Origin of the sequence: Amycolatopsis cihanbeyliensis (assembly GCF_006715045.1) — a bacterium.
GTDB classification, from domain to species: Bacteria; Actinomycetota; Actinomycetes; order Mycobacteriales; family Pseudonocardiaceae; genus Amycolatopsis; species Amycolatopsis cihanbeyliensis.
Genome location: NZ_VFML01000001.1, coordinates 4,599,333 through 4,622,239, shown reverse-complemented (window position 1 = coordinate 4,622,239; position 22,907 = coordinate 4,599,333). Strand labels below are relative to the sequence as shown.

Below are 22,907 nucleotides of genomic sequence, written 5' to 3'. Positions count from 1 at the left end.
GCGCGCCCGCCGGAGGGGCGCATGGCACGATGTGGCTCGTGAGCAGCCCCAAGCACCAATTCAACGACAAGGACGGCGGTGGCTGGGTGCCCTACGTTCCGCTCTCCGAAGACCCTGACGGCGGCGCGGCCGACGGTGACCGCTCGGTCGGCAACCTGGTCCGGGACGCGACGGAGCACCTCTCGACCCTGGTGCGCGCCGAGGTCGAGCTCGCCAAGTCCGAGGTGGCCAGGGAGGCGAAGAAGGGCCTCAAAGGCAGCATCTTCTTCATCATCGCCCTGGTCGTCGCCCTGTACAGCTCGTTCTTCTTCTTTTTCTTCCTCGGTGAGCTGCTGTCCGAGTGGCTGCAGCGCTGGGCGGCCTTCGCCATCGTGTTCGGGCTGATGCTCGTGACCGTGGCGTTCTTCCTGCTGCTCGGATACCGGAAGGTGAAGAAGCTGCGCGCCCCGGAACGCACGATCAGCAGCGTCCGGGAGACCGCGGCCGCGCTGCGACCACGCCGCGACACGGGTGACGAGCTGGCGACCACCCCGGAGCGGGCCGCGGCGGCACCCGGCGCGCCACGCGGCTAGACAGAGCGTCCGAGAACCGCTGGTGCGAGCACCCGACCCGTCCAGCGTCCGGATCGACGGTCCGTGGACACATCGCGACGTCTCCGCGAACGGGATCCGGTTGCACGTCGCGGAAGCGGGCTCCGGACCGATGGTGCTGCTGCTGCACGGCTTCGCGGGGTTCTGGTGGGTCTGGCGGCACCAGCTGCTCACGCTGGCCGACGCCGGATACCGCGCGGTCGCCGTCGACCTGCGCGGCTACGGGGACTCGGACAAACCGCCCCGCGGCTACGACGCCTGGACACTGTCCGGGGACGTGGCCGGGCTGGTCCGCGCGCTCGGTGAGCCGAGGGCGCACCTGGTCGGGCATGCCTGGGGCGGCCTGCTCGCCTGGACGGTGGCGACCCTGCATCCCAGGGTGGTCGGCTCGGTGAGCGTGCTGGCCGGCGCACACCCCCTCGCGCTGCGGGCCGCGATCCCGCGTACCGCCCTGCGCAGGCACCCGCGCAACCAGGCCCGCGCGCTCGGCCAGCTCTTCCGTGCCCAGCTCCCACTCCTCCCGGAGCGCGGGCTGGTCCGCGCGGAGGCGGCCGCGGTGGAGCGGTGGCTGCGGGAGCTCGCCCACCCGCGGTGGGCCGCGACCCCCGACTTCGCCGACACCGCGCGCAGACTGCGCGCGGCCATGCTGGTGCCGCATGTCGCGCACAGCGCGCTGGAGTACTACCGCTGGGCCTTCCGCGCCCAGTTCCGCGGCGAGGGCAGGCGGTTCACCGGGGCGGTCGACGCGCGCGTGCGGGTGCCCGTACTGCAGTTGCACGGCGAGGCGGACCCCTGCGTGCTGCCGGCCACCGCCCGCGACTCGGCGCCGTGGCTGGGGCCGCGCTCGCGGTTCGAGACCCTGCCCGATGTGGGGCACTTTCCACAGCTCGAGGCCGCGAGCCGGACCGGGGCCACCCTGACGGCCTTCCTCGCCGGGCTGCCGGACTGATCCCGCAAGCCCGTCACGCGGTACAGGGGCCGGTGCTCACCCGCGCCCCGTAGCCGGGCGCGGCCCGCACCTCGGGGCGAACCTCCTCGGCGGTCAGCACGAACCCGGTGTCCTGGTCGTCGACCGCGGCACCGAACACCACCCCGATCACGCGGCCGTTCGGATCGATCATCGGTCCGCCGGAGTTGCCGCTGCGCACCTCGCCGCGCACGGTGAACACCTGGCGCTGCACGGTCTGCTCGTCGTAGATGTCCGGGCCGCGCAGGTTGATCTGCGCCCGCACCCGTGCCTCCTTCGCCGTGTACGGGCCGTCCAGCGGGTAGCCGAGCACGATCGCGTCGTCCCCGGCCCGGGCAGGGGACGAGGCGAACCGCATCGCCGGCGCCTCGAGCGCGGGCGCGGCGAGGATCGCGACATCGGTCTCCGGATCGAAGTACACCACCCGGGCGGGCACCCGACCCCGGTCCGTCTCCAGCGCGACCTCGTTGGTGCCCGCCACCACGTGCGCGTTCGTCATCACCCGCCGCGGTGCGATCACGAAGCCGGTGCCCTCCAGCGCCCGGGAGCAGGACGGCGCCGCGCCCCGCACCTTCACCACGCTGCCCCGCAACTGCTGCACGACCGGCCTGTTCTGCAGGCTCGGGTCAGGGGGTTCGATCTCGTTGATCGGCGCCTTGTCGAAGGGATCGAGGATGAACGGGAAACCGGACTCGTCGATCAGCAGCTTGCGCAGCTCGTTGGGCAGGTTCTGCGCCGCGTTCGGCATCACCGAGTTGACGCCGCCGAGCACCTTCGAGTTGTTGATCGCCGAGGCCAGGCCCGGCAACCCGGCCACGCTGGTCAGCGGCAACGCGATCAGCCAGGCGACCACGAAGACCACAGCGCCCTGCACGATCGCGCCGAGCGTGTTGTCCGCCCCGGACAGCTTGGGGGACCTGATCCGGCGTTTGATCTTGTTGCCGATCCAGACGCCGAGGGTCTCCCCCAGCGCGATCAGGAAGACCACCGTGGCCACCGCGAACGCCACCCTGGCGACCACGCTCTCGAACAGGTCGACGATCAGCGGCGCGACCCGGATGCCGACGACCGCCCCGAGCACCACCCCGAGAAAGGCGGGCAACGCGATCACCACACCCTGCCGCGCGCCGGACACCGCCGCCAGCACGGCCAGCAGCACGACCAGCACGTCGACCCAGTTCACGCCCGCTCCCTACCCACTGTTGTCCCGACCGGCCCCGGTACGGGCCTCGTGCTCGGCCAACGCTACGTCAACGTCCCGCACGTCCGAGCGATCCCAGTCGCGTTCCCACCCGCCCAGGGTGAGCAGCACGGAGAGCAGGCCCGCGGTGAAGCCCCAGACGAACAGGCCGTTGACCTCGAAGGCGGGACCGCGCCACCCCGAACCGGGCTTGTGTACCTGGAAACGGTTCGCCGGGGCGACCAGTTCGGCGATCGGCACCCGCGCCACCGCGGCGGTCTCCCCCGGATCCACCGCCCGCACCGGGGACGGGGTGTCCCAGCTCGCCAGCACCGGGGTGACGGCGAACCCGGAAACCGGAACGTACAACTCCGGCAGCAGGGCGACCGGCCGCACCCCGGAGGGCTCGACACCGGTCTCCTCCTCGGCCTCGCGCAGCGCGGTGGCCACCGGCCCGCCGTCGCCGTCCTCGGCCCCGCCCCCGGGGAAGGCAACCTGGCCGGCATGCGATCCGAGGGTGTCGGCCCTGCGCAGCAGCAGCACATCCGGCTCGCCGCCCTGCTCGCCGAACAGCACCAGCACCGAGGCGGGGCGGCTGGCCGTACCGCGCGGTGGGCGGAAGGCGGTGAAGGTCTGCGTGTCCAGCTCGCCGCTGACCTCCACCAGCGGGCGCAGCCAGCCGGGTACCGAACCGGGTCGCACCAGCGCACCGGTCACGTGGCACCGCCGTAGGACTCGACCGCCGAGCGCACCGCGGCGACGTCGTCGAACAGCCGCGGGTCGGTGACGAACCGCACCGCGCCCTCCGCGGTGACCAGGTACGAGGCCGGCAGGGCCCGCGGGACGCGCAGCGCCGAGCGCACCGGCCCGGCGGTCATGTCCTCGCCGTCGTGCACGCTCGGCAGCCGCACGTCCAGCTCGGCGAGCAGGTCGAGGCCGTCCGCCTGGCCGCTGGCCACCTGCACGCCCAGCACCGGCACCGAGCCGGGCTGCTCGGCATAGGCGGCCAGCACGGGTAGCTCGGCCCGGCAGGGCGCGCACCAGGTGGCCCAGACGTTCACCAGGGTGGTCCGGCCGGCGAGGGCGGCGCCGAGATCGACCGGGGAGCCGTCGGCGAGGCAGATGGCCGACACCCCGGCCAGCCGGTCGACCTCGCCGCGCCCACCACCGGGGCAGGGCGGCAAAGCCGCCCGCGCCCTGGCCTGGGTCAGGTCGGCCGCCACGGGCTGGGGATGTTGCCGAGAGGGAGCCTCCTCCTCGCCGCGCGGCAGCACCGCGACCACCACCGCCAGCGCAAGTACCGCGGCGAGGAGCCCCCATCTGAGGACCGTGGCCCTGGTGCCGGACGTCCGGGAGGTCAGTGCTTGCCGGGAAGCGGGCGACACGGTCGGCTCGGCGGGGCTCGGACTCCGGTCGCGGCCGTCACGTCCGCGGGTCATGCGCCCCGCCTCCCCGCTCGTGGGCTCCTCGCCGCTGAGCACTGCGGCGGGAGCGCCTCCGTTCGGGTGGTGGTGGGAGAAGGGTGGGCGCGTTCCTCCGCTCGCCACCACAGGTCCCAGCGGTTCTCGGACGCCCGGTCACCGCTGCACCATCGCCAGCAGGTGCTCGCGTTCCGGTCCCTTCACCAACTTGGCCGCCTCGGCGAACTCGGTCGGCCCCGCGCCGAAGGCCGGGCAGTCCCTGGCCAGCGGGCAGGCACCGCAGGCGGGCTTGCGGGCGTGGCAGACCCGGCGGCCGTGGAAGATCACCCGGTGCGAGAGCATCGTCCACTCCTTGCGCGGGATCAGCTCACCGACCGCGTGCTCGACCTTGACCGGGTCCTCCTCCGCGGTCCAGCCCCAGCGCCGGACCAGCCGGCCGAAGTGGGTATCCACTGTGATCCCCGGCACGTCGAAGGCGTTGCCGAGCACCACGTTCGCGGTCTTGCGGCCGACCCCGGGCAGGGTGACCAGTTCCTCGATGGTGCGCGGCACCTCGCCGTCGAACCGCTCGACCAGCTCCGCGCCCAGCCGCAGCAACGACCTGGCCTTGGCCCGGAAGAACCCGGTCGGGCGCAGTAGTTCCTCCAACTCGGTCGGGTCGGCCCCGGCGTAGTCGGCGGCGGTGCGGTACCTGGCGAACAGGGCGGGGGTCACCTCGTTGACCCGCACGTCCGTGGTCTGCGCGGACAGCACCACGGCCACGATCAGTTCCAGCGGCGTACCGAAATCCAGCTCGCAATGCGCGTCCGGATATGCCTCGTCGAGGCAACGTTTCATACGCCTGGCACGTCTCACTAACGCAAGCCGGCTCTCTCCCTCGAAAGAGCGACTACTGGCGCCACCCTTTCGGGGGGCACTTCGAGCGACGGATGACACCCCGATAGCCTACGGGCGCCATCCGACCTTCGAGGTAGCGCCCACCGCCCGAGAAGGTGCCTTCCCGAGGGAACTGGCCGGCCGACACACCACAACACACACCTGGCGCACAGACCGAGCCGCCATCAGCGAGGATCTGGAGACTCTGGAGTCCATGACTGTCTGGTTCGTCATCGCGGTTCCCCTCGTGGTCATGTTCTTCGCGCTGGCCATGGAACGGGTGGAAAACCGGCTGCGCAACGTGACGGTACGCGAGGAAGACGTCGAAGAGTTCCTGGAACAGGCGCAGCCGAACGAGGTCAGGGCACTGTACGGGCACGGCATCGGCCGGGCGCTGGAGCTGTTCCGGCTACGCAGGCTCGGCGGAAGGACGGCCAAGCTGCGCCCTCGTCGTGCCCGCAGTTAGGCTCCCTCGTTGGGCGTGATCGTTTCGGTAGCCGCCGCCACACGGACGGTGTCCGGACGATCGCACGCCGGAGCCGTACTCACCCGCTCGGGCGGGTTTGTCGCTCCGGCGGCGAGCCACGGACCGATGTCCACGGCACGCCCTAGACTGCATGTGAGTGGCAGGCGACACGCTCCTCTGCCCGAGGATCACGGCTCGCCACACGATGAGGAGGCACGAGGTGGACGAAACCCTGGCCCGCGCGGGCATCTTCCAGGGCGTGGAACCCGCGGCGGCCGAGGCGCTCGCCCAAACCTTGGAGAGTGTGGAGTTCCCGCGGGGCCACGTGATCTTCAACGAGGGCGAGCCTGGTGACAAGCTGTACATCATCCAGTCCGGCAAGGTGAAGATCGGCCGCAAGTCCCCGGACGGCAGGGAGAACCTGCTCGGGATCTTCGGCCCCTCGGACATGTTCGGTGAGCTGTCCATCTTCGACCCGGGTCCGCGGACCTCGAGCGCCACCACGGTGACCGAGGTGCGCTCGGTCACCATGGACCGGGCCGCACTGCGCCAGTGGATCTCGACCCGGCCGGAGATCGCCGAGCAGCTGCTGCGAGTGGTCGCCCGCAGGCTGCGCCGCACCAACAACATGGTCGCCGAGTTGATCTTCACCGACGTCCCCGGCCGGGTGGCGCGGGCGCTGCTGCAGCTTGCGCAGCGTTTCGGCAGCCAGGAGGCCGGGCTACTGCGGGTCACCCACGACCTGACCCAGGAGGAGATCGCCCAGTTCGTCGGCGCGTCCCGGGAGACGGTGAACAAGGCGCTGGCCGACTTCGCGCACCGCGGTTGGCTGCGCCTCGAGGGCAAGAGCGTGCTGATCCTGGACCCGGAGCGGCTGGCACGGCGGGCTCGCTGACCAACCCCGCCGAACCGGTCCCAGCCGAGCTGGGACCGCGCATCGACCCGTGACATGACAAGAGGCCGGGCGCCACCCCCGACGTGGCGCACCGGCCTCTTGCCGTGCGCGGACCATCCCCCGACAGCCCGCGCTCCCCGCCCTCCGGTGTAGGCCCCGACCTGATTCCGGAGGGAAACTCGTTCAGTTGGTCAACCATCGCACGACCCCTACCCACCAACTCAAGGCCGTTCACTCTCAAGGACGCCTTCTCGATCGATTCGTTGCGCGAATCTCGCGAAAAGCCGGACTCCGTTATCCAACCGAGACCGAAACCTCCGCCGGGTGAGCCAACACACCGGAAAATCAGTGGTACCCCCGTACCATTTTTCGGCACACTGATACACGTGTCCCAGCCTGCTGACTCCGCGGAAGGCCGCGCGTCCCTCGCCGACTACCGCGCCGCACTGACCACGCCCGGAGCGCGTGGGCCGGCGGCGGCGTCCGTGCTGGCCAGGCTGCCCATCGCGATGATCGGGATCTCCGCATTGCTCTACGTGCAACGCACAACCGGCTCGTTCGCGATCGCCGGGCTGGTATCCGCAAGCGCCCTGATCGGGGTCGCGGTGGGTGCGGTCATCCAGGGCAGGCTGATGGACCGGTTCGGCCCAACCCGGCCGTTGCTGATCGTGATCGGATTGTTTCTCACCGCGATGACCGCGTTGATCGTCGCGATCGAGGCCCGGGCGCCGACCCCGATGCTGATCACCCTCGCGGCCTGCATCGGTCTGACCGAACCGATGACCGGTTCCGCCTCCCGGGCGCTGTGGAGCAGGCTGCTGCCGCCCGGCCCGACCCGCAATGCCGCCTTCTCCTACGAGGCGATCAGCATGGAGATGTTCTTCATCCTCGGGCCGGGTATCGCCGGGCTGCTGATCGCCGCCCCGTGGCCGGGCACCGGAATGGCGCTCGGCGCCGCCTGCATGGTCGCCGGAGCCACCTGCTTCGCGTTCAGCCCGGCCGTGCGGGCCTGGGGCCCGGCCGAGCGGGCCGGCGGCACCTTGCTCGGCGCGCTGGCCAGCCCGGGGATGCGCACCCTGGCGATCGCCGTGTTCGGCTTCGGGGTGGTGCTCGGGTTCGTGGAGGTCGCCGTACCGGCAGCGGCGACCCAGGCCGGGCACGCCGCGGTCGGCGGGCTGTTGCTCTCGGCCTGGTCGATCAGCTCGGTCGGTTTCGGGGTCGCCTACAGCCTGCGCCCCTGGCCGCGCACCATGCCGGTGCGGCTGCCGGTGCTGCTCGGCGGGTTCGGTGCGCTGGTGGCCCTGCTGGCGCTACCGGGCACGCTGTGGGGGCTGGCGCTGGCGATGCTGGCCGCGGGGGCACTGATCACCCCGCAGTCGACGACGCACTCCGCGGTGATCGAGGTGGTCGCCCCGAGGGGAACCGCCGCGGAGGCGTTCGGCTGGGTGCTCACCGCCGCCACCCTCGGTCTGGCCGCGGGCCAGTCGGTCAGCGGCTACCTGGTCGAGCACGGCGGACCGCCCACCGCGTTCCTCACCGCGGCCGCGGCCGCGGTGCTGCTGGCCGGGGTGGTCTGGCTGCTGCGCGGGACCGTGCGGTCCGGCACGCGGGACGCCCCCGAGCCGGTCCGGGTGGCCGCGACCTAGCGTGGTTCGTTCGGGAATGGATCCCTACCGGCGCAGGTACTCCAGCTGGGCGGTGACGCTGGCCTCGGCGGGGCCCCACAGCGAGCGGTCGACGTCGGCGTAGACCACCTCCACCACCTGCCGCGGGGTGGCGTCCGGCCCGAGCTCGCGCACGGCCGCCCGCACCTGGTCCAGCCGCTGCCTGCGGTGCTCGCGGTACTCCCTGGCCACCGCGCCGAGGTCGGCCAGCTCCGGTCCGTGTCCCGGCAGCCCGAGGGTGTCCGGCGGCAGCTCGCACAGTACGTCCAGCGAGTCCAGGTAGTCGCCGAGGTCGGTCAGCACGGTGGTGCCGCGGCCCAGCACCGTGTCACCGGTCAGCACGTGCGGGCGCCCGGCGTGCTCCAGCCGCAGGGACACCGAGTCCCTGGTGTGCCCCGGGGTGTGCAGCACCTCGATTCGCAGCCCGCCAGCCACCAGCTCCTCGCCGGGGCGCAGCCGGCCCGAGCCACGGCACAGCCCCGGGTCGAACGCGCGCACCGGCGCGCCCACCCGCTCCGCGAACCGGGAGGCGCCCTCGGCGTGATCGGGATGGTGATGGGTGAGCACCACCAGCTCCACCAGGCCGACCCCGGCGAGCCGGTCCAGGTGCTCCGGGTCGTCGTACCCGGGATCGACCACCACGCAGCCACGCGCGCCTGGCGCCCGCAGCACCCAGCTGTTCGTGCCGTCCAGGGTCATCACCGATGGGTTGTCCTCGAGCAGCACCGAGGCCACCGGGGACACCTCGCGCAACACACCGGGCGCGGGATGCTGTGCCGACCTGTCTCGACTCACGCCTGCTCCCATACCACTCGCACCTTGTCCCCTTCCCTGACCAGGTTCGGGATGATCTTCTCGATCGACCGGGGCGCGGCGAGCACCGCATCCGTGGCATCGAACTCGCCGAGCTCGGACAGTGTGATCCAGGTCGGCGGCATCAGGGCACTGCGACCCGCGCGGGCGTCGGTCAGCGCGTCCGCGGGCCGCCACCAGCCCGAACTCTCCGCCTCCGTGGTGGCACCGTCGGCCCGCTGCCCCGCGGGCAGCGCCGCGACGAAGAACCGGGTGTCGTAACGGCGCGCCTCCGACGCCGGTGTCACCCAGTTCGCCCACGGGCGCAGCAGGTCGGCGCGCAGGGTGAAGCCGGTCTCTGCCAGGAAGGTGGCCAGGGACAGCTCCCTGGAGACCAGCGCGGCCCTTGCCCGCGCGTACCGAGCGGTGTCGGCGACCACTTCGGTAGGGCTGCCGGCGAGCAGGACCCCGGACTCCTCGAAGGTCTCCCGCACCGCCGCGCACACCAGTGCCCGCGCCATCGGTTCCGCGCAGCCGAACCATTGCGCCCAGCGTGCGGGCGGCGGGCCCGCCCAGCGCACCGAGGCATCGGCGTCCCGCTCGTCCACCCCGCCGCCGGGGAACACGGTCATCCCACCGGCGAAGGCCATCCCGGCGACCCTGCGCTGCAGGAACACCTCCACCCCGTCCGGAGTGTCCCGCAGGAGGATCACCGTGGCCGCGTCCTTGGGCACGGCCGGGGTCACCGCGGGTTCGGGGAGCAGGGACGCGTCGAAACTGAGGTCATCCGGTTGCCGCACACCTCGCAACATACGCCGCGGTGGCGCCGGCCCCGTGGGAGACGCTCGTCACGTCACGCGCCGGAGAAACCGTCCGCCCAGCCACGCGCGGGTGGCTCGGTACCGCGCTTGGCACCGTTGTTCGGCCTGCCCCCCGCGGCTTCGGCACGTTCCCGTTCGGCGAGCTCGGCATGCAACTCGCGGAGCAACTCGCGATCACGCTCGCTCAGCTGCGGGTCGTCCAGGTCCAACTCGGGCAGCTCGACGACCTCGTCGGTGCGCGTCCTGCCCTCGGCGATCGCCTTACCGGTCTCCGGGTCCTCGGCCAGCGCGGCGCGGAGCTGGGCCACGTCGGCCGAACTCATGTCGGTCGTGCTGGCCACGCCCTCCTGGTCCTCCTGCCGGGCAGGCGGGACGGCGAGCGGGTTCGGCGCCGGGGGCTGCTCCGGTCGCTCCGGTCGCTCCGGCTGTTCGGTCATGGCTGGCGCGCCGGCCTGCGCGGGTTCCCTCGGTGTCTCGGCCACCGGGGAGACGTGTCGGTTGCGCTTCTTCGGCCGCTGCTCGCCGGAGGACTGGCTACCGGAGCTCGCGGAGGAGGCGAGCCAGACCGCGGTCGCCGAACCGTAGGCACTCTCGTGGTAGCCGAACCGCTCCGCCCACGGCCCGGTCACCTCGACCACCGAGGGCAGGTTCGCGCGTCGCAGGGCGGCGTCCACCCGGTAGGCCACCGCGGGCGGGTGCGCCTCCGGACCGATCTCCACCAGCACCACCCGCTGTGGCAACGGACCCGGCACGCTGCCCGCCGGGGTGTTGCGCCAGACGGCATGCACCGAGCGCAGGTCCGGCAGCACCCGCAGGGTCTTCTCCAGCGCCTCGGCTACGCCCCGCTCCGGCTCGTTCTCACCGGTGAACCGGTGCGGCTGCGGGGTGTAGCCCTCGTCGACGAGCACCTGGTCCACCAGCGTCGGGTCCGACCTGCTCATCTCCAGCACCAGGGCCAGCTCGCGCTGCTCGGACCCGGCCGTCGGGATCCGGCCCGCGATCAGCGTGCCGGCCGCGAGCTCGGCGGCCTCGTCCAGATGCGAGCGAGCCACCAGCTCGCGCGCCTCGGAGAGGGCGCTGTCGTCCAGTCTGCCCGCCAGTGCCAGTAGCAGGTTGTGCAGCCGCAACGGCACGGCGAGACCGTCGCCGGCCGGGCCGTCGTGGACCTCCGCCATGGCCTAACTCCCTCCAGCCCGCCGCTGGAGGAGCAGCGGGCTCTACGCCGGGACGAGTCTGTGCCCGGTCTCCACGGCTCCCACGCACACGAGCCGCGAGTCGGCCAGCGCGGCGCGGTGGTAGTCCGGCAGCTCGAGCCGCTGCGGCAGCACCTCGACGCTGGGTGCCTCATCACCGAGCACGCGCAGCACCCGCTGGAGTTCCCCGGTCAGCCGCGTTACTCCGGACAACGCGGTGACCAGCAGCACCCGCTTCGGCTCGCGCTCGCCGGCACCCTCCGTGGCACCGCCGTGCCGCCAGCTTTCCCGCACCTCGCCGACATCCGGCCGGCCTCGCAACGTTGCGTGCACCAGCATGGACACCGAGTCGACGGAGTTCACCCAATCGGGTGCACCCGAGGTGAATGTGTACCGGTTCTCGGTGACGTCGTCCACCCCGAGCGTGGAACTGACCTGGTGCCAATCCCCGCCGTGCGGGATGACCCCCGCCACGAGCAGGCGATACTCCGGCTGCTCCAAATCAACATTGTGCTTTAGCAAAGACTTCGGGAGCGTCCGCGCGAGCGTGCCCATCGCACCCTCGCCGAGCCAGTCGCGGAACCGCCACAACACCTGATCGGGTAGCCGCCCCGCAAGGCGCAGCAGCAGTTCGTGACAGGACTGTTCGATATCCGGATCCATCAGGCCACCTCGACAACCAGCTCGACCTCGACCGGAGTGCCGAGCGGCAACTCCGCTACCCCCACCGCCGACCGGGCGTGCGTGCCCGCGTCGCCGAAAACCTCACCGAGCAGCTCCGACGCGCCGTTGATCACGGCGGGCTGGCCGGTGAACCCCTCCGCGGAGGCCACATAGCCGACGACCTTCACCACCCGGGTCACCGTGTCGATGCCGACCAGGTCGTGCACGGCGGCCAGCGCGTTCAGCATCGCGGTGCGCGCGTGCTGCTTGGCCTCCTCCGGGCTCACCTCGCCGCCGACCTTCCCGGTGGCCGGGAGCGCGCCGCCGACGAACGGCAGCTGGCCTGAGGTCAGTACCTGCGAGCCGCTGCGCACCGCCGGTACGTAGGCGGCCACCGGAGCGGCCACCGCGGGCAGTTCGATACCGAGCTCGGTGAGTCTGGCGCTCCAGCTCATGGCTCAGCCCTTCGGTCGCTTCAGGTACGCGACGTGCTGCTCGCCGCTCGGGTTGGGCAGCACCGTCACCAGCTCCCAGCCGTCCTCACCCCATTGGTCGAGGATCTGCTTGGTGGCGTGGATCAGCAGCGGGACGGTGGCGTACTCCCATGTGGTGGCACTCATGGGTCCCGAGCGTAGCGGGACTGCCAAGCGGGGCTGCCAAACGGACCACAGCCACGGGCCCCCGCGGAGCCAGCTGCCCTGAGTGACCGTAAGTAGCAAGTCGCAACCCGGAGTCCACCCTGTCGTGTCCTAGTCGTCAGGCGTTCTGTGCCCGAATGTCGAGGGAGGAGTCGTTTCGTCCGAGCAACTCGTCCGAGCAACCGGGGGTATCTCATGCGCCGAGCACGCCACGCGTTCACCGTTTCCGTCCTGGCCGCCCTGCTCGGCACCGTGCTCACCGGCCCGGCCGCGGCGAGCCCGGCCGCCGGCGGGCGCGGCGGCTTCAACGACTGGTCCTGCGAGCCCGGTGCGGACCACCCGAATCCGGTGGTGCTGGTGCACGGGACCAGGGACAACAAGGACACCACCTGGCGCGCGTTGGGCCCGAAGCTGGTCCGCGAGGGCTACTGTGCCTTCGCCCTGACCTACGGGGTCATCCCGGACGCCCCCGTGGTGGAAGAGGTGGTGGGCGGCCTGATGCCGATCGAGTACAGCGCGGCCGAGCTCGCCGGCTTCGTGGCCAGGGTCAGATCGGCGACCGGGGCGCGGCAGGTGGACATCGTCGGGTACTCGCAGGGCACGATCGTGCCGACGTACTACGCCAAGCTGCTCGACGGCCGGGGCAAGATCGACAGGTACGTGAGCCTCGCGCCGGGGTGGGACGGTACGAACGTCGCGGGCATGGCGAACCTCTACGGCCTGCTCCGCGCGCTCGGCCTGGGCTGGGTCAGCCGGCTGCTCACCGACTGCCGGGCGTGCACCCAGCTACTCAGCGACTCACCGACCCTGCGCACCCTGCACGAGGGCGGGATCTTCCTGCCGGAGATCACCTATACCAACATCGTCACCCGGTACGACGAGATCGCCGTCCCGTACACCACCGGGCTCGGCGAGGGACCCAACGTCACCAACATCGTGCTGCAGGACGGCTGCCCCGCCGACAGGGTCAACCACGTCGGCATCGTGATCGATCCGAACGCCCTCGGCCACGTGCTGAACGCCCTGGATCCGGCGAACGCCGCGCCGGTCCCCTGCGTGCCGATGCAACCGGTAAAACCGTCCGGATGAGGCATATGCCACCCGGCATGCTTGTGATTGGCTTCATACCTACTACTCAGTAGGTAAGGAGTTCATATGCGGACAGCGTTGTCCCGGCTGTCGTCCCTGCTGTCATGCCTGCTCGTCGCCGCCCTGGCCGTCCTGGTCACCCCGGCGATCGCACAGGCCGACACGGAGCCACTTCCGGTCCCGTGGAGCCTCGCGGCGGCCGTTCCCGCGCAGCTCGCGGCGCCGAACAGCCCACCACCGGGGGCCAACGACTGGGATTGCGAGCCCAGCGAGCAGCACCCGAACCCGGTGGTGCTGGTGCACGGCCTTGGCGCCAACCAGACGGTGAACTGGCAAACCTTCAGCCCGCTGCTGGCCAACGAGGGGTACTGCGTCTTCTCGCTGACCTACGGCGTTCCCGGCGACCCGTTACCGGTGTACCAGCCGGGCGGGCTGCTGCCGATGGAGCGCAGCGCCGAGGAGCTCGCCACCTTCGTCGACCGGGTGCTGGCCAGTACCGGCGCGGCCACAGTGGACATACTCGGCCACTCCGAAGGCACCCTCATGCCGAGCTACTACGTCCGGTTCCTCGGCGGAGAGTCCAAAGTAGACAAGTATGTGAGCCTGACACCGCTGTGGCAGGGCACCACGCTGCTCGGCCTGTCCGCGTTGTACCAGCACGCCAAGCTGTTCGGGCTGGACAAGGTGGTGGACGGGGTACTCGACCCGATCTGCGGCTCCTGCCGGCAGTTCCTCCAGGGTTCGGACTACCTGAAGAAGCTGCACGCGAAAGGCATTTTCGCGCCGGAAGTGCAGTACACCAACATCGTCACCCGCTACGACGAGGCGGTCATCCCCTACACCAGCGGTGTCGCCGAGGCACCGAACGTGCACAACGTCGTGCTGCAGGAGGAATGCGGGCTGGACTTCGCCGAGCACGCCGCGGTCGCGGCCGATCCGGTCGCCGCGGGGCACGTGCTGAACGCGCTCGATCCGGCCGATCCCGAACCGGTGCCGTGCGTCCTGGTCACCCCGCTCGGGGCGGCACGCTAGTTTGGCCTGATGGAGACGTGGCGGGTGATCGCGACCGCCCTGCTCGGCGTCGCGGGCGTCGTCGGCACGCTGATCGTGCTGGCCAAGGTCCGGGAACGGACCGGAAACGGCGGGCAGGTGGCCCTTTCCGGCGCGATGTGCTGCAGCGCACTCGGGGTACTCGGCGTGCTCACCCTCACCGTGCTACCGGCGGCGGTGACCTGGGTGCTCGTGGGGTTGCTCGCGATCACCGTCACCGTCGCGCTGGCGGCCAGTTAACAGTGACATACGCTGCGAAGGTGACCTCTGGGCTAGCCGGCTGGACCGAAGAACTCGCGCGCACCCGCCTGCATTTCGTCACCGGCAAGGGTGGAACCGGCAAGACCACGCTTGCCGCCTCGCTCGGGCTGGCGCTGGCCAGCGGGGGTAGGCGGGTCCTGCTGATCGAGGTCGAGGGCAGGCAGGGATTCGCCCAGCTGTTCGACACCGAGCCGCTGCCCTATGCCGAGCAGCGCATCGCGTCCGCACCCGGCGGCGGCGAGCTGCGCGCCTTGCACATCGACGTCGAGGCGGCCCTGCTCGAGTACTTCGAGATGTTCTACAACCTCGGGTTCGCCGGCCGGACACTGCGCCGGATGGGGGCGATCGAGTTCGCCACCACCCTCGCGCCCGGCCTGCGGGACGTGCTGCTCACCGGCAAGATCAAGGAGTGCGTCGGCCGCACCGACGCCGACGGCAGGTACGCCTACGACGCCGTGGTGGTGGACGCCCCGCCGACCGGGCGGGTGGTCAAGTTCCTCGATGTGACCAAGGCGCTCACCGACCTGGCCAAGACCGGCCCGATCCGCGGGCAGGCCGAGGGCGTGGTGCGCCTGCTGCATTCCGGGGAAACCGCCGTGCACCTGGTAACCCTGCTGGAGGAGATGCCGGTCCGGGAGACCGTGGAAGCCGTGTCCGAACTGGACGGCGCGGACCTGCGGCCCGGTTCGGTGCTGGTCAACCGGGTTCGGCCGCCGCGGCTGCCGGGGCGTTCGGTCACCGCGGCCGCGGACGGCAGGGTGGACGCCTCCAGGGTACGCACCGGGCTCACCGCGGCCGGGCTGGACCTGCCGGTGAGCACAGTGGACGCGCTGGTGGAGGAGACCGTCGAGCACGCCATCCGGGTGGCCGCCGAGCAGCGGGCGCGGGAACAGCTCGCCGAGGCGGACCTGCCCACCCTGGAACTGCCGGAGATCACCGACGGGGTGGACGTCGCCGCGCTCTACGAACTCGCGGACGTGCTGGTGGACCAGGGGGTGGGCCAACGATGAGCCGCGAAGGCGACGACGAGCGAGCATCGCAGGTCCGGCCAACGGGCCGAGGAGCGCAGGGCGGAGGAGTCAAGCAGCCCGGCACCGAAGGCGACGACGAGCGAGCATCGCAGGCCCGGCCAACGGGCCGAGGAGCGCAGCAAGAAGGAGTCGAGCCATGAGCAGCCCGCTCGACATCGACGCACTGATCGACGACCAGCAGACCAGGGTGATCGTGTGCTGCGGCTCCGGCGGGGTCGGCAAGACCACCACCGCCGCGGCGCTGGCACTGCGGGCCGCCCAGCGCGGCAGGCAGACCGTGGTACTGACCATCGACCCCGCCCGCAGGCTGGCACAGGCGCTGGGCCTGCGGGAGCTCGGCAACCACCCGCGGAAGGTGTCGGTCGAGGGTTTCGATCCCCGGGGTGAACTCTGGGCGATGATGCTGGACATGCGGCGCACCTTCGACGACATGGTGCGGGTGCACGCCGGGCCGGAGCGCGCCGAGCAGTTGCTGGCCAATCCCTTCTACCAGACCATCTCCACCTCGTTCTCCGGAACGCAGGAGTACATGGCGATGGAGAAGCTCGGCCAGCTCGCCGCGACCGGCGACTGGGACCTGATCATCGTGGACACCCCGCCCAGCCGCTCGGCGCTGGACTTCCTGGACGCGCCGAGCCGGCTGTCCACCGCGCTGGATGGTCGAATGATCCGGCTGCTCACCGGTCCGGCGAAGGCGAGCGGCTGGGGCCTGCGCAAGGTGGTCAGCGCCGGGTTCTCGATGTTCGCCAAGGCGGTGTCCACCATCCTCGGCGGGCAGCTGCTCGCCGACGCCTCCGCGTTCATGCAGGCCTTCGACACCATGTTCGGCGGCTTCCGGGAGCGGGCCCGCAAGACCGCCGAGCTGCTGCGCTCGGCGGGCACGGCGTTCCTGGTGGTGGCCGCGCCCGAACCGGATGCCCTGCGCGAGGCCAGCTACTTCGTGGAGCGGCTGTCCGAGGAGTCGATGCCACTGTCCGGCCTGGTGGCGAACCGGACCCACCCGGTGCTCGCCGAGCTCTCCGCCACCGACGCGCTGGCGGCGGCGGACGCGCTGGACCGCGGTGGCCAGCACGCGCCCCTGGCCGCCGCGGTGCTCCGGCTGCACGCCGACCGGGTCGCCCTCGCCGAGCGGGAGAAGCGGCTACTCGCCCGGTTCACCAGGGCGCACCCGGGGGTCCCGGTGGCCGCCGTTCCCGCCCTGCCGAGCGACGTGCACGACCTGCACGGCCTGCGCGATATCGGCGAGCGCCTCGCGGGCTCCTGAGCGCGGGAAGAGCTCAGGAAACCCGCGCGGTGCGGTCCGCCTCGTCCGGGTCGAACTCGCGCTTGGCGGACTCCAGCAGGTCCCACCAGCTCACCACCTCGGGTCGCCTGCGCAGCAGGGCGCGGCGCTCCCGTTCGGTCATTCCTCCCCAGACGCCGAAGTCGATCCTGTTGTCCAGCGCCTCCGCGAGACATTCGGTGCGCACCGGACACCCCATGCACACCAACTTGGCCCTGTTCTGCTCGGCACCCCGGACGAAGAGGCCGTCCGGATCGGTGTCCCGGCAGGCTGCACTGAGTCGCCAGTCCGACTGGTTGGGTTCCATACCCCCAGCTCCCTAAACCTGTTGCGACCTCCCGCACGGGCGGCAAGATCACCTCGTCCCCCGCGAGCAGGTCTCCCTGTGCTCACGCCCCTCCACCGGCGCCTCCCCGGCACCGGTGCCATTCGATCACCGCGCGAGCCGAAACCACCCTCGCCCACACGGTAACCGTGTTGTTTTCGTGAGATGTGACGGACTGTAGGGGGCTGTGGTTCCGTCGCCAAGACCCCGGGGTGTTTTTGTTACCTGATGTCGCCGGAATGGCGTCACGCGTCACGGCGGACACACCACGTCCGCGTACCCTGGTTCCCGTGCGTAAGAGCGATGGTCTGCTGAAGCTGCTCGGACTCTGCCTGCTCGCCGGTGTGCTGGTCGCGGGGCTGTTGTTCCCGATCGTCGGCGCCGCCGGGGTGGTGTCGAACCAGGCGAGCGAAACGGTCGACGACATGTCCTCGGAACTGGCGGACGTACCCCCGCCGCTGGTCACGAACGTGACCGATGCGCAGGGCAACCGGATCGCCACCCTGTACGAGCAGTACCGGATACCTACCGCCAGTGACGAGATCTCCGAGGCGATGAAGTGGGCGATGATCTCGGTCGAGGACCGGCGCTTCTACCAACACCGCGGTGTCGACTGGAAGGGCACCTTGCGCGCGGCCATCAGCACCAGCACCGGCAATACGCAAGGCGCCTCCACGCTCACCCAGCAGTATGTGAAGAATTACCTGATCAACGTCATCTACCGGGGCGATGAGCTCGGGCAGCAGAAGGCGCAGGAAGTCTCGATCGCTCGCAAGCTCAAGGAAGCGCGGATCGCGATCCAGCTCGAGACGAAGATGCCCAAGGACCAGATTCTCACCGGCTACCTGAATGTGGTCGAGTTCTCCCGGAAGATCTACGGCATCGGCGCCGCGGCTCGAGCCTATTTCGGCACCACACCGGACAAACTGAACGCCGCACAGGCCGCGTTGCTCGCGGGCATGGTGAACAACCCGCCGAAGTTCGACCCGTGGAACCACCCGGAGGCCGCCACCGAGCGGCGCAACTGGGTGCTGGAGAAGATGGTGGAGAACCGCAAGCTCGCGCCGGAGGACGCGAAGCGGATCATGGGCCAGGATCTCGGCGTCCTGCCCGACGGGCCGGACAAGCCGGCATCCAACTGCGTGGGCGCGGGCCCCGGCAACGGTTTCTTCTGCCAGTACGTCGAGGACTACCTACTCCAGTCCGGGCTCACCGAGGACGAGATCTACACCGGCGGTTGGACCATCCGCACCACCATGGACCAGAAGGCCAACAACGAGGCCAAGCGGGCCGCCGAGGAACAGGTCGACAAGAACGAGGACAACGTGGCGAACACGCTGTCCCTCGTCCGGCCCGGTAAGGACCGGCACGAGGTGGTCGCCCTCGCCGCCAACCGGGACTACGGCACCGACAAAGACAAGGGACAGACGGTCTACGCGCTCCCATCCGGGGTGTGGAACGTCACAGGGGCCGGGTCCAGCTACAAGATCTTCACGGCCGCCGCCGCCATGGAGGAAGGCAAGGTAGGGATCTACGACACCATCCAGACGCCGAAAAACCACCTCTCACGCGTGTTCAGCGGCAGCCCGGCACCGTGTCCCTACATCGCTCCTTACACCCGCGGCTACTGCGTGAAGAACTCCGGCGACCATTACCCATCCTCGATGACCTTGCAGCAGGCCCTGGCGACCTCGCCCAACACCGGCTTTGTCATCCTCGAGGAAAAGGTGGGGATGGGGCCGGTCGTGGACATGACCAGCAAGCTCGGCATGCGCAAGTCCATGGCCGGGAACGCAGCCACCGGCGGGGAGCCGGATCCCGATGCCGAGCAAAGGGAAGCCCAGGTCGATCAGAAGACCTGGTTCGGGCCGAAGGAGAACTCGCCGGGTCTCGGTTCCTTCACCCTCGGGGTGAGCCCGACGAGCGGTCTCGAGCTGGCGAATGTCGCGGCCACGATCATCAGCGGCGGCACCTGGTGCCCGCCGACGCCGATCGCGGAGATCACCGACCGCAACGGCGAGAAGATCCCGTTCAAGGACAAGCCCTGCGAGCAGGTCATCGACGAAGGTCTTGCCAACACGCTCGCGGTCGGGATGAGCAAGGACGACGTCGCCGGTGGCACTTCGGCCCGGGCCGCCAGTGCGGTCGACTGGACCCGGCCGATGATCGGAAAGACCGGCACCACCCAGCACAACGGTTCCGCCTCGTTCGTCGGCGCCACGCCACAACTGGCCGGCGCCGCGATGGTGTTCCGGCCGGACTCACCCAACGGTGGCCTGCACTACGGCAGCCCCGGCAACGTCACGGCCGTTCCGCAAGGCAGCAGTCTTTCCACCATGTTCGGCGGTAAGACTCCGGCGCAGACCTGGTTCAGCGCCATGAGCAAGCTCATGGAAGGCGAACCGGTCGAGCCCCTGCCGCCGTCCGACCCGCGTTACGAGCACATGTAACCATTCAAGAACACCCGATCGAGTGACATTCATCCGCTCAAACGGAAAGAGCCTTTACTGCCACGGGTAGTCACATTTCGAGCACATGGTGTAGGAGTTCGTGTGGATCCGGTGGTCTCCCCCGGGAAGAGCAGTGCCGTGGGCACCCTCCGGGAGGGCACCGAACGCACCGCACGGCTGATCGCCGGGCATGCGGCGGATCATCCCCTCGAGCACGTATCCTGGATGACGTGAGCACGCTCGGTAACACCACTGCGGTCGGGGCGCGGGTCAAGCGCCTCGTCGCGGGGACGGTCGCCCTCGGTGCCGCGACAGTCGGTTATGCCGCGGCCATCGAGCGGCGGCACTGGACCCTGCGCACCGCCGAGGTGCCGGTACTCGCCCCCGGTACTCACCCGCTGAAGATCCTGCACATCTCCGACCTGCACATGCTTCCCGGCCAGGTCTCCAAGCAGCGGTGGGTGGCGGCACTGGACGATCTCGAACCCGATCTGGTGGTGAACACCGGAGACAACCTCGCGCACCGGCAGGCCGTCCCCGCCGTGTTGCGCGCGCTCGGCCCACTGCTGGACCGGCCGGGCGTCTTCGTCTTCGGCAGCAACGACTACTACGGGCCGAAGCCGAAGAACCCCGTCCGCTACCTGATGCCGCGCGGCCGCAAGCGGCGGATCTACGGTATCCGGCTGCCCTGGCGCGACCTGCGGGCCGCGCTGATCGAGCGCGGCTGGCTCGACCTGACCCACGTGCGGCGGACCTTCACCGCCGCGGGGCAGACCGTGTTCGCCGCCGGGGTCGACGATCCACACCTGCAACGAGATCGATATGTCGACATCTCGGGCCGGGCGGATCGGTCCGCGGCACTGCGGCTGGGCATCACCCACTCCCCCGAACCCCGGGTACTGGACACCTTCGCCGCCGACGGCTACGACCTCGTGCTCGCCGGGCACACCCACGGCGGCCAGCTCCGGCTACCCGGCCTCGGCGCCCTGGTCACCAACTGCGAGCTGGACCGTTCCAGGGCTCGCGGGGTCTCCCGGTGGGGCGCCACCATGTGGCTGCACGTATCCGCGGGCCTCGGCACCTCGCCTTACGCACCCGTGCGGTTCGCCTGCCCGCCGGAAGCCACCCTGCTCACCCTCGTGCCCAGGCCTTCCGGCGGCCGGCAGAGCCACCGGGAAACCCCGTTCAAGGTGTCGAGCGACGTCCGCTAGACTCTTCATCGGCCCGTTAAGCAGTACCTCGGGGTGTGGCGCAGCTTGGTAGCGTGCCTCGTTCGGGTCGAGGAGGTCGTGGGTTCAAATCCCGCCACCCCGACGTGGGATCTGGAAGGTCCCTGTTCGCGGAGAGCGCGAGCAGGGACCTTCTTCTGTATCGGCCCAGAGGCCGAGCCCCGGCGCGGTGAGCTGGCGTGGCTCGGCCCGGTGGTGCTCGGCGCGAACGAGCGGGACGGTCGGTGCCACTACGTAATTCTGGTCCGCGGAATTCCTGGTCACTCGAGGATGTTGCTACAGCTCAGGCCGTAAACGAACAGAATCGCAATTCCACTTCGCAATGATCATTATCCACCAAATCACCATCGCCGGACGGCGGTTCATGGCGAGAAGTGCGGTCCCACCGGCAAGATCCTTGGCCGTGCGTCAATTATTGGCGACATGACGGCGAGAATCTGGCAAAATGCCAGGTCGTCAGGCATTTCGTAGGGTTCCCGCGAGACAAGATGCCGGTATTCGCTACTCTGTTCGGCCTCACCGCCATGCGGACCGAGGGGGAAGCAATGATGCTCAGACTCGACAGTGGCACCGACATCGACAATGACATATGGCGCGGTGCCGCGAACCGGCTCGAGTCACTACACAAAGGTCTTGGGCTGCGACATCGCGACCTGCGCAACCGGCTCGGGCCGGAGTTGCGGCGGATCTGGCACATCACCGAGAACGACACCCTGGAACAGCTCAGGGCCAAGGTGGTCCTGCGGCTGGAGGCCGTGCTGGAGAGATTCACCGAACCGACCTTCCCGCTCGTCGTGGCCGCCTGCTACAACGTCGGGCTGGAGCCGCCCATGTCCGAGAAAATGCTGGGCGAGCGGCTGCGGGAGTTACACCGGCACGAGGGCGAGGGCTTCTCGAAACGGCAGGCGGAGCGGTTGCGGCAGCGTTTCTGCGACGAGTTGGTGGTCAGCCTCGGCCATACGCAACCGGTACTCCCGCCGGAAATCGTTCGTGCCAGGGTGATCCGGGAGCAGCGGACCGACCAACTCTGCCGCGCCATCCGCGAGCTGAGTGGCCCCGCCGATCTCGAAGAACTCGTCCTCCGGCATTTCCTGCTCGCCGAGGTGCACGTGCCGCGGTCGGTCACCAGCGGCCCGGCCATCGCGCACACCGCCACCCAGGGCGACTGGCTGTGCGTGTTCACCAGCGCGCCCCGGCTGGCAAGGTACCGGCACGCCACCGGCGTCCCGTGGGGCGGCCAGCACTGGACCCGGCCGGGCGCGCAGGTACTACGCGAAGCGGCCCGGCGCGGGCCGCATGTCGGCGTTCTGATCAACCCGAATCCGCGCCGGGAGAACCCGTCACCGCCCCCGCTGCCGCTCGTCCCCGCACTGGTGCACAAGGTCGCGGCCCGGTTGTGACTCCACCGGCAGGTGTGACCGACCTCAGCCGCAGGCGCCCATCTCGGCGGCCTCCAGCGCGAAGTCGGCCACCCGGCCCGCCTCATCGAAGGCGAACCGGTATCTGGCGTCCTCGTTACCCGGAACCGCTGCCGTGTACACCCAGGTCAACGGCGGCAGCCGCCGCATGTCCGGATAAGCGGCCCGAACCTCGCCGAACCGCGAACCGAGGGTGACTCCCTTCGGCGTATGGGATTTCACCGTCCCGCCGATCATCATCACGCCCCGGCCGGGGTCGACGAACACCCCACTGCCCACGTTGGTCTGGCCCTCACTCGGGCGCAGGTAGTAGTAGTGGCACTCCTCGCCGGCCTGCTTGTCCACCAGCAGCCCGGTCGCCCGGGCCGCGGGCTCCGGCTGGCCGAGATGCAAGGACTTGTAGCCTCGCGGCCCGAGCACCCGTTCGTCCCCGGCCACGGAGGCACCGGACGCTCCCGCCGAACCGAACGTCAGGCCGAGCACGATCGAACCGATGATCGCCGCGCTGCGTGCACTCATGGTTCACTCCCCGACTTGCCGCGACGCCGGCGTATCCGGCGCCGTCACCTGGAAGACGTGAGCGAACGGCCACGGGTTGCGCCGTCC

General features: G+C 70.3%; 26 protein-coding genes and 1 tRNA gene. 15 read left to right on the top strand and 12 right to left on the bottom strand.

The genetic code is table 11. The annotated features are described in order from the left end of the window. Nucleotides 1-29 precede the first annotated feature (29 nt). On the top strand, nucleotides 30-572 hold the full coding sequence (locus tag FB471_RS21020; RefSeq protein ID WP_211358087.1) for a phage holin family protein: 543 nt from the start codon (nucleotides 30-32) through the stop codon (nucleotides 570-572). 22 nt (nucleotides 573-594) lie between these two features. Then, on the top strand, nucleotides 595-1,539 hold the full coding sequence (locus tag FB471_RS21015; protein WP_142000122.1) for an alpha/beta fold hydrolase: 945 nt from the start codon (nucleotides 595-597) through the stop codon (nucleotides 1,537-1,539). A gap of 13 nt (nucleotides 1,540-1,552) precedes the next feature. On the opposite strand, the gene FB471_RS21010 is transcribed toward FB471_RS21015, so the two are convergent. The 4 genes from FB471_RS21010 to nth all read right to left on the bottom strand — a co-directional run bounded on the left by FB471_RS21010 (nucleotide 1,553) and on the right by nth (nucleotide 4,995). Beyond that, on the bottom strand, nucleotides 1,553-2,740 hold the full coding sequence (locus FB471_RS21010; protein WP_142000121.1) for a MarP family serine protease: 1,188 nt from the start codon (nucleotides 2,738-2,740) through the stop codon (nucleotides 1,553-1,555). 9 nt (nucleotides 2,741-2,749) lie between these two features. Then, entirely contained in the window at nucleotides 2,750-3,454 is a 705-nt protein-coding gene (locus FB471_RS21005; RefSeq protein ID WP_142000120.1) for an NUDIX hydrolase, read from the bottom strand. Then, a complete protein-coding gene (locus tag FB471_RS21000) occupies nucleotides 3,451-4,176 on the bottom strand; it encodes a TlpA family protein disulfide reductase (protein WP_142000119.1) in 726 nt (241 codons plus the stop codon). The genes FB471_RS21005 and FB471_RS21000 overlap by 4 nt, the downstream gene beginning before the upstream one ends. A 138-nt stretch (nucleotides 4,177-4,314) precedes the next feature. Then, nucleotides 4,315-4,995, bottom strand: coding sequence for an endonuclease III (nth, locus tag FB471_RS20995; protein ID WP_142000118.1), 681 nt, complete (start codon nucleotides 4,993-4,995; stop codon nucleotides 4,315-4,317). Nucleotides 4,996-5,248: 253 nt separating this feature from the next. On the opposite strand from nth, the gene FB471_RS20990 reads away from it, so the two are divergent. The 3 genes from FB471_RS20990 (at nucleotide 5,249) to FB471_RS20980 (ending at nucleotide 8,041) form a co-directional block, all read left to right on the top strand. Beyond that, entirely contained in the window at nucleotides 5,249-5,500 is a 252-nt protein-coding gene (locus FB471_RS20990) for a hypothetical protein (protein ID WP_142000117.1), read from the top strand. Between the two features lie 220 nt (nucleotides 5,501-5,720). Next, complete coding sequence (locus tag FB471_RS20985) at nucleotides 5,721-6,395, top strand: Crp/Fnr family transcriptional regulator (protein WP_142000116.1); 675 nt, start codon at nucleotides 5,721-5,723, stop codon at nucleotides 6,393-6,395. A gap of 386 nt (nucleotides 6,396-6,781) precedes the next feature. Next, entirely contained in the window at nucleotides 6,782-8,041 is a 1,260-nt protein-coding gene (locus FB471_RS20980; protein ID WP_142000115.1) for an MFS transporter, read from the top strand. 24 nt (nucleotides 8,042-8,065) lie between these two features. Here FB471_RS20980 and FB471_RS20975 read toward each other — a convergent pair whose 3' ends face one another. From FB471_RS20975 to sp36, 6 genes are read right to left on the bottom strand one after another with little or no spacing between them, the layout of a single operon-like run. Continuing rightward, nucleotides 8,066-8,854: an MBL fold metallo-hydrolase gene (locus tag FB471_RS20975; RefSeq protein WP_246076507.1), complete on the bottom strand. Its 789-nt coding sequence runs from the start codon at nucleotides 8,852-8,854 to the stop codon at nucleotides 8,066-8,068. Beyond that, complete coding sequence (locus FB471_RS20970; RefSeq protein ID WP_142000113.1) at nucleotides 8,851-9,663, bottom strand: NUDIX hydrolase; 813 nt, start codon at nucleotides 9,661-9,663, stop codon at nucleotides 8,851-8,853. Before FB471_RS20970 ends, FB471_RS20975 begins: the two co-directional genes overlap by 4 nt. Nucleotides 9,664-9,704: 41 nt before the next feature. Beyond that, nucleotides 9,705-10,847 carry a hypothetical protein gene (locus FB471_RS20965; protein WP_142000112.1) on the bottom strand — a complete coding sequence of 381 codons (1,143 nt, stop codon included), beginning with the start codon at nucleotides 10,845-10,847 and terminating at the stop codon, nucleotides 9,705-9,707. Nucleotides 10,848-10,889: 42 nt separating this feature from the next. Then, on the bottom strand, nucleotides 10,890-11,528 hold the full coding sequence (locus FB471_RS20960; RefSeq protein WP_142000111.1) for a hypothetical protein: 639 nt from the start codon (nucleotides 11,526-11,528) through the stop codon (nucleotides 10,890-10,892). Next, complete coding sequence (locus tag FB471_RS20955; protein ID WP_142000110.1) at nucleotides 11,528-11,983, bottom strand: RidA family protein; 456 nt, start codon at nucleotides 11,981-11,983, stop codon at nucleotides 11,528-11,530. Before FB471_RS20955 ends, FB471_RS20960 begins: the two co-directional genes overlap by 1 nt. Before the next feature lie 3 nt (nucleotides 11,984-11,986). Continuing rightward, on the bottom strand, nucleotides 11,987-12,148 hold the full coding sequence (gene sp36 / locus FB471_RS20950; protein WP_142000109.1) for a Sp36 family protein: 162 nt from the start codon (nucleotides 12,146-12,148) through the stop codon (nucleotides 11,987-11,989). Nucleotides 12,149-12,361: 213 nt separating this feature from the next. Between sp36 and FB471_RS20945 the strand changes: the two genes are divergently transcribed. From FB471_RS20945 to bagB, 5 genes are all read left to right on the top strand, one after another. Then, a complete protein-coding gene (locus FB471_RS20945) occupies nucleotides 12,362-13,255 on the top strand; it encodes an esterase/lipase family protein (RefSeq protein ID WP_142000108.1) in 894 nt (297 codons plus the stop codon). Between the two features lie 66 nt (nucleotides 13,256-13,321). Next, on the top strand, nucleotides 13,322-14,287 hold the full coding sequence (locus FB471_RS20940; protein WP_142000107.1) for an esterase/lipase family protein: 966 nt from the start codon (nucleotides 13,322-13,324) through the stop codon (nucleotides 14,285-14,287). A gap of 9 nt (nucleotides 14,288-14,296) precedes the next feature. Beyond that, on the top strand, nucleotides 14,297-14,545 hold the full coding sequence (locus FB471_RS20935) for a hypothetical protein (RefSeq protein WP_142000106.1): 249 nt from the start codon (nucleotides 14,297-14,299) through the stop codon (nucleotides 14,543-14,545). 20 nt (nucleotides 14,546-14,565) lie between these two features. Then, nucleotides 14,566-15,576: an ATPase BagA gene (gene bagA / locus FB471_RS20930; RefSeq protein WP_142000105.1), complete on the top strand. Its 1,011-nt coding sequence runs from the start codon at nucleotides 14,566-14,568 to the stop codon at nucleotides 15,574-15,576. Between the two features lie 157 nt (nucleotides 15,577-15,733). Continuing rightward, nucleotides 15,734-16,861, top strand: a complete 1,128-nt coding sequence (gene bagB, locus FB471_RS20925) for an ATPase BagB (protein WP_142000104.1) — start codon at nucleotides 15,734-15,736, stop codon at nucleotides 16,859-16,861. Nucleotides 16,862-16,874: 13 nt separating this feature from the next. On the opposite strand, the gene FB471_RS20920 is transcribed toward bagB, so the two are convergent. Further along, nucleotides 16,875-17,186: a WhiB family transcriptional regulator gene (locus FB471_RS20920; RefSeq protein ID WP_142000103.1), complete on the bottom strand. Its 312-nt coding sequence runs from the start codon at nucleotides 17,184-17,186 to the stop codon at nucleotides 16,875-16,877. Between the two features lie 308 nt (nucleotides 17,187-17,494). Between FB471_RS20920 and FB471_RS20915 the strand changes: the two genes are divergently transcribed. The 5 genes from FB471_RS20915 (at nucleotide 17,495) to FB471_RS20900 (ending at nucleotide 22,283) form a co-directional block, all read left to right on the top strand. Next, nucleotides 17,495-19,654: a transglycosylase domain-containing protein gene (locus FB471_RS20915; protein WP_246076506.1), complete on the top strand. Its 2,160-nt coding sequence runs from the start codon at nucleotides 17,495-17,497 to the stop codon at nucleotides 19,652-19,654. A 102-nt stretch (nucleotides 19,655-19,756) separates the two neighbouring features. After that, nucleotides 19,757-19,888 carry a hypothetical protein gene (locus FB471_RS35535; protein WP_281287410.1) on the top strand — a complete coding sequence of 44 codons (132 nt, stop codon included), beginning with the start codon at nucleotides 19,757-19,759 and terminating at the stop codon, nucleotides 19,886-19,888. Beyond that, the gene (locus FB471_RS20910; RefSeq protein ID WP_142000101.1) at nucleotides 19,885-20,865 is read left to right on the top strand and encodes a metallophosphoesterase; all 981 of its coding nucleotides are present in this window, start codon (nucleotides 19,885-19,887) and stop codon (nucleotides 20,863-20,865) included. Before FB471_RS35535 ends, FB471_RS20910 begins: the two co-directional genes overlap by 4 nt. A gap of 29 nt (nucleotides 20,866-20,894) precedes the next feature. Next, nucleotides 20,895-20,968, top strand: a tRNA-Pro gene (locus FB471_RS20905). A gap of 463 nt (nucleotides 20,969-21,431) precedes the next feature. After that, the gene (locus FB471_RS20900) at nucleotides 21,432-22,283 is read left to right on the top strand and encodes a hypothetical protein (protein ID WP_142000100.1); all 852 of its coding nucleotides are present in this window, start codon (nucleotides 21,432-21,434) and stop codon (nucleotides 22,281-22,283) included. Between the two features lie 24 nt (nucleotides 22,284-22,307). Here FB471_RS20900 and FB471_RS20895 read toward each other — a convergent pair whose 3' ends face one another. Further along, the gene (locus tag FB471_RS20895) at nucleotides 22,308-22,820 is read right to left on the bottom strand and encodes a hypothetical protein (protein ID WP_142000099.1); all 513 of its coding nucleotides are present in this window, start codon (nucleotides 22,818-22,820) and stop codon (nucleotides 22,308-22,310) included. Nucleotides 22,821-22,907 lie beyond the last annotated feature (87 nt).

Coding starts and splice junctions, on each gene's coding strand:
- FB471_RS21020 (WP_211358087.1), top strand. CDS start 30: ATGTGGCTCGTGAGCAGCCCCAAGCACCAATTCAACGACAAGGACGGC.
- FB471_RS21000 (WP_142000119.1), bottom strand. CDS start 4,176: ATGACCCGCGGACGTGACGGCCGCGACCGGAGTCCGAGCCCCGCCGAG.
- nth (WP_142000118.1), bottom strand. CDS start 4,995: ATGAAACGTTGCCTCGACGAGGCATATCCGGACGCGCATTGCGAGCTG.
- FB471_RS20990 (WP_142000117.1), top strand. CDS start 5,249: ATGACTGTCTGGTTCGTCATCGCGGTTCCCCTCGTGGTCATGTTCTTC.
- FB471_RS20970 (WP_142000113.1), bottom strand. CDS start 9,663: ATGTTGCGAGGTGTGCGGCAACCGGATGACCTCAGTTTCGACGCGTCC.
- FB471_RS20965 (WP_142000112.1), bottom strand. CDS start 10,847: ATGGCGGAGGTCCACGACGGCCCGGCCGGCGACGGTCTCGCCGTGCCG.
- FB471_RS20960 (WP_142000111.1), bottom strand. CDS start 11,528: ATGGATCCGGATATCGAACAGTCCTGTCACGAACTGCTGCTGCGCCTT.
- FB471_RS20955 (WP_142000110.1), bottom strand. CDS start 11,983: ATGAGCTGGAGCGCCAGACTCACCGAGCTCGGTATCGAACTGCCCGCG.
- sp36 (WP_142000109.1), bottom strand. CDS start 12,148: ATGAGTGCCACCACATGGGAGTACGCCACCGTCCCGCTGCTGATCCAC.
- FB471_RS20945 (WP_142000108.1), top strand. CDS start 12,362: ATGCGCCGAGCACGCCACGCGTTCACCGTTTCCGTCCTGGCCGCCCTG.
- FB471_RS20940 (WP_142000107.1), top strand. CDS start 13,322: ATGCGGACAGCGTTGTCCCGGCTGTCGTCCCTGCTGTCATGCCTGCTC.
- FB471_RS20935 (WP_142000106.1), top strand. CDS start 14,297: ATGGAGACGTGGCGGGTGATCGCGACCGCCCTGCTCGGCGTCGCGGGC.
- bagB (WP_142000104.1), top strand. CDS start 15,734: ATGAGCAGCCCGCTCGACATCGACGCACTGATCGACGACCAGCAGACC.
- FB471_RS20920 (WP_142000103.1), bottom strand. CDS start 17,186: ATGGAACCCAACCAGTCGGACTGGCGACTCAGTGCAGCCTGCCGGGAC.
- FB471_RS20900 (WP_142000100.1), top strand. CDS start 21,432: ATGCTCAGACTCGACAGTGGCACCGACATCGACAATGACATATGGCGC.
- FB471_RS20895 (WP_142000099.1), bottom strand. CDS start 22,820: ATGAGTGCACGCAGCGCGGCGATCATCGGTTCGATCGTGCTCGGCCTG.